Here is a 4905-nt window from a genome sequence, read left to right as displayed (position 1 = left end):
ACCCTAGGAGTTCCCGATCTAGCCCGGGGAGATAAATTACACCATAAATTCGGTTTAATCGATGATAAAATTGTGATTACTGGTTCTCATAATTGGTCAAGAGCCGCTAACCATCAAAACGATGAAGCTTTAGTTATTATCAATAATCCCACCGTTGCCGCTCATTTCGATCGAGAATTTCAATATCTTTACCGTACCGCTAAATTAGGACTGCCAGAAACTATTAAAAATCGGATCGAACAGGATAGAAAAAACTGCTCCCAATCTGTAACAATTAAAAGCGAGCGCTTAATTAATTTAAACACCGCCACCAAAGAAGAATTAGATAGTTTACCCGGTATCAGTGGCAAATTAGCCGAAAAAATTATCGCAGCCCAGCAACAAAAACCCTTTACTTCCCTAGAAGATTTGGATCGAGTATCGGGAATCGGTCAGGGAAAAATCAACAAGCTGCAAGGCAAAGTCAGCTGGTGATGATTGCCTCGTCTGCATTTTTTGCCCCAGTCCAAAAAGGTTATTTTAACGGTTCGGGAATACTATCGGAAGGAGCTTCAAACTGTCCGGTAATAACGTATTCTAGACGCAATTTTAGCCAAGTAATAAACTGTTGATTGAGAGAAACAATCGCCGCTGCCGGTTGGGGAGTTTTCTTTTTGATATCGGCAAAACCGGGAGTATCTAAAAAAGCTGGATTGGCAATTAACCAAAAATCAATTTCTTGACCTTTTTCTTGATAATTCCTGATTTTTTCCTTCAAAACTTCCTTTTCGATCGCTTCTTCTTCTAAAAACTTTTGACTGGCTACCAAATAATAATAAGTTGTCATGATCTTTCCTTTAATTTTTCAGTGTAATTGTTCCTGAGTCGGGAGATTAGCTGATAGCTGATGGCTTTTACAATTCCCCACGCATAGCCAATTTCATTTCCCTAACAGCCCGTTCTAACCCGACCAAAACCGCACGACTGATAATTGTGTGACCAATGTTCAATTCTTCCATATTGGGCAAACAGGCGACGGCATAAACATTCCAATAGGTCAAACCGTGGCCGGCATTCACCCGCAAACCGAGGGAGGAAGCATATTCACAACCTTCTTTAAGAATTGTTAATGCTGCTTGACGATCGCTCTCCTGTTGTGCTTCGGCGTATTGACCGGTATGGAGTTCGATAAATTTCGCCCCCGTGTTAGCGGCCGCTTGAATTTGGGCAAAATCGGCATCAATAAACCAACTAACGGGGATATTAGCCGATTGCAGGCGCTCTACAACCCGACAAAAACGGTCAAAATTGCCCAGCATATCGATCCCCCCTTCCGTGGTCACTTCCTCGCGCTTTTCGGGGACAAGGGTGACATAATCGGGTTTAAGATCGAGAGCAATGGCGATCATTTCCTCCGTCGGGGCCATTTCCAGATTCAGATGAGTCCGCACCGTTTGCCGGAGGAGCCGCACATCGCGATCTTGGATATGACGACGATCCTCGCGCAAGTGAACGGTAATGCCATCAGCGCCGCCGATTTCGGCCAAAACTGCCGCCGCCACGGGATCCGGTTCCACGGTTCGACGCGCTTGGCGAATTGTGGCCACATGGTCGATATTGACACCCAAAGTCAGCAAAGTTGAACCTCCTCGCTTGTTAGTCCAACTTTCCATTCTACCATTGCGGTCAAAAGCGATTACATACTGGGGATATTTAAACCCATGGTCAGTTCTTCCATTTTGGCGCGCATGGTTTCCGTAGAAGCAGTATAGGCGGCCTTCATGGCTTCTAGAATAGACCCAGCCACAATCTCCAGATCTTGGGAGAGGAGAGCCGGATCGATTTCAATACCCCGGGGTTCTTGGTTGCCACTGAGATAGACTGTCACCAAGCCATTTTCACTCTGGCCGGGAATTTCCATAGTTTCCAGTTCTTCTTGCAGAACTTTCGCCCCTTGTTGCACCTGTTGCGCTTTTTGGAAAGCGTCTTGTAATTCTTTAATCTTACCGAGACCGAATCCGAATCCTTGTCCTTGTGCCATGATGTTTTTTTTTGTTTAAGGGGTCACTCAAGGTTTTTATTGTACTGCTTAAGGTGAACTGGGGTCAACTTTTGGCCATTTGAGGGCAAAAAGTGATTAATGACAACGATGACTTTCTGACTGGGTTAAGGTTTGAGGGAACTTGTTCTCTCTTCATCCGTCACGGGATGGTCAGAAAGAGAAATCCGAAAAATTATCCTAACCACTCAGTCGATTACCCCACGCCATAATACAATTGTTGCTTTGACGAGGAGAATAGCAATTTTGAACGCCAAAAAAACGGGAATTTTCTTGACAATTGCCCTAAGTTGTGCTTTAGCGGGGAAAGCAGCGATCGCTAATACTTCCCCTTTGGAGGGGACTCGATGGAAACTAAGGGGGTGGACAGCCGGAAGTTTGGTCAAAGAAACGGAAATTACTGCCGCTTTCCAGAAAAATATCCTCAGTGGTTCGGCTGGATGCAACCAGTATAATACCGGCTATCAAGTCAATGATGACACGCTCAAGGTTAACCAAGCGATCGCTACTACGAAAAAAGCTTGTCCAGAACCGCAGATGAAACAAGAAAATCAATATCTGGCCGCCTTGCAAGGAGTGGAACAATTCCAAGTGACAGCTAAAGGCGATTTACAATTATTTTATCGTACTCCCGAAGGTTTAGGAATACTCACTTTTACCCCCGCACCGACCACCACGCGCACGGAAAAGACAATTTATATCAATTCTCGGAAACAACCCTGTAGCCAAGGCCCAACCAAAGACTGTTTACAGATGCGAGAAAAACCAGAGGAAAACTGGAGATTGTTCCCTAATAGTATCGAGGGATTTGATTATAAACCGGGATTTTTATATCAAATTAAAGTTAGCGTTGAAACCGTATCCAATCCAACTAATAATCAAAATTCGGAAACATGGAAGCTATTAGAAGTTATTAGCCAAACCCCAGAAAAAGAGACTCCGCGAGCTTGGTTTGATCGACCATTAACTAATTGGAATAAAGCCAAGGCACCTATCCCCAAATCTCCCGTTAAAACCGTGATTGATAACCAGTGTCGTGAACAGGTTCGTCCGGCAATTACTGCCAATGATCAAGCACTTAATAAAGCAGGATGGTTACTGTACGGGTCCGTGCAAACCTATGGTAAAACTAGCGTTATTTCGGCCATGAGTGGAGTGGATGGAATGTGCCGACCAATGGGTTATCAAGACTTTGTTTTTGTCGATGGTAAATTCGCTGGCACTCTTTCCCCGCGACCGATGGATTCCCGCACTGATGGTGCATCTCAGAGAATTGTTTTACAAAATAGCGATCGAATTATTGTGGTTTTTAATCGCTATAAAGATACGGATCCTCTCTGTTGTCCTTCCCAATTAAGTCGCGTTATTTATCAAATTGAAACGGTCAGCGGATTGCCAGTGGTTGTTCCCAAAGAAGCGGAAACAGAAGCGGTGAGAAACTAATTCAGTTATCAGTTATCAGTTATCAGTTATCAGTTATCAGTGAGATAGGGAGATAGGGAGATAGGGAGATAGGGAGATAGGGAGATAGGGAGATAGGGAGAAAAAGACTGGCAGCTAATAGCTTACTTTTTTATTATATCTCCCGCAAAAGTGAGTTTTTAATCGCAGATGCTATTAAAGTCCTTAATTTAAGGATTTTTTCAGAAAAAGATCGCTTTTCTACTGCCAGGAAATAATCTATTTCTTTCTGCTTCTCCTGACTCGGATAATACTGGCTCGGAGACTCCTCACTTAACTAAAGATTTTTGATTTATGCAGCAGATTTAGTGATTAGGCACTGATACTAGATAAGTAGTTATAGAATTCTAATAACTCCTCATTAGTTAGCAGTAAACGGGACTTTTTGCCATAGGTAGAAATCAGGTATTCCCGACCTTTTTCTGTGGTCCAAGCTAATCGTTTCATCTCCACATCAATTTTAGTTTTAAGAACTGAATAATCGATTTCTTCGGGAATAACAACAACTGGTTCCGGTTCTGGGGGTTCTTCTTCGGTTAAACTCGCTTCTTCTGGCAATTCTGATAATAAGGAGTAATTATCGGTTTCCGTTTCTAATAATAAAGGCTCTGGTTCTGGTAAAGGAATATCCTCAACTTGGGGTAATTCCGGTTCAATTTTAGCCGGGGGAATATCCTCAACTTGGGGTAATTCCGGTTCAATTTTAGCCGGGGGAATATCCTTAACTTGGGGTATTTCCAGTTCAATTTTAGCCGGGGGAATATCCTTAACTTGGGGTAATTCCGGTTCAATTTTAGCTTCAGGACGAGGTATTTCAGTGACTTTAGCCGTTTTGGTCGATTTTTTGGCACTAGCGACGGGTTTAGGTAAATCGGACGGTAGAGAAATATTATTGGGGCTGACTTTTTCCACAAGCTGGAGATCGGGGGTGTTTTCAGCCTCTAAAAGCAGTAAAGCCCGTTCTCTGGCTCTATCTTCCGCTATTTCCACCGTATCTGCGGCAGCTAAACCTGTAACGACCGTTTTTCCCTCAATTTCGATGATCGCTCTCACAATATACTTGCCGTGATCGATTTGAACTAACTCGCTAATCAGGGCAACTTGGGGGTAACGTTGGCGTAACTTTTGCAACATGGTGACTTTTTCGAGTTCTTTTGTACTTATATTAGAATACTCTATCGTAATTCTGGAAAAATGTAGCAAGTTCTTGCTAAGATTAAAGGTTAGATAAAATTTTCAGTCCTAGGATTAGCCTTGCCCACAGTAACAAGATTCTACTAGGCTGAAGCTTCTGCCAGAAAGACTAGCGATCGCCGAAAAGTTTGCCGGTGTTCGCTATTGGCTTATACTAACGAAGGCTTCGATAATTCTCAAGGTAGGTTCGGGTGTTCGATGCTTGCTCAGTT

At 43.3% G+C, this 4905-nt stretch carries 6 protein-coding genes; 2 read left to right on the top strand and 4 right to left on the bottom strand.

The features are described 5' to 3' along the window. Window positions 1-474 (top strand): DUF655 domain-containing protein (locus PX484_RS08170; protein WP_288103411.1); only part of this gene is annotated, 474 nt, incomplete at its 5' end. 40 nt (window positions 475-514) lie between these two features. Here the strand turns inward: PX484_RS08170 and PX484_RS08165 are convergent. From PX484_RS08165 to PX484_RS08155, 3 genes are all read right to left on the bottom strand, one after another. Continuing rightward, complete coding sequence (locus PX484_RS08165) at window positions 515-826, bottom strand: MgPME-cyclase complex family protein (protein ID WP_287667903.1); 312 nt, start codon at window positions 824-826, stop codon at window positions 515-517. A 67-nt stretch (window positions 827-893) separates the two neighbouring features. Further along, the gene (locus tag PX484_RS08160; protein WP_198285484.1) at window positions 894-1616 is read right to left on the bottom strand and encodes a pyridoxine 5'-phosphate synthase; all 723 of its coding nucleotides are present in this window, start codon (window positions 1614-1616) and stop codon (window positions 894-896) included. Window positions 1617-1675: 59 nt separating this feature from the next. Next, window positions 1676-2020: a YbaB/EbfC family nucleoid-associated protein gene (locus tag PX484_RS08155; RefSeq protein ID WP_287766662.1), complete on the bottom strand. Its 345-nt coding sequence runs from the start codon at window positions 2018-2020 to the stop codon at window positions 1676-1678. Between the two features lie 264 nt (window positions 2021-2284). Between PX484_RS08155 and PX484_RS08150 the strand changes: the two genes are divergently transcribed. Further along, a complete protein-coding gene (locus PX484_RS08150; RefSeq protein WP_288103409.1) occupies window positions 2285-3481 on the top strand; it encodes a DUF4377 domain-containing protein in 1197 nt (398 codons plus the stop codon). 330 nt (window positions 3482-3811) lie between these two features. Here the strand turns inward: PX484_RS08150 and PX484_RS08145 are convergent, their stop codons facing one another. Further along, on the bottom strand, window positions 3812-4633 hold the full coding sequence (locus PX484_RS08145; RefSeq protein WP_287667913.1) for a slr1353 family protein: 822 nt from the start codon (window positions 4631-4633) through the stop codon (window positions 3812-3814). Window positions 4634-4905: the final 272 nt, after the last annotated feature.

The sequence above is a fragment of the Microcystis sp. M49636_WE2 genome (genome assembly GCF_030065375.1).
In the GTDB taxonomy this organism is placed as follows: domain Bacteria; phylum Cyanobacteriota; class Cyanobacteriia; order Cyanobacteriales; family Microcystaceae; genus Microcystis; species Microcystis aeruginosa_C.
This window is presented reverse-complemented; position numbering and strand designations above follow the sequence as displayed.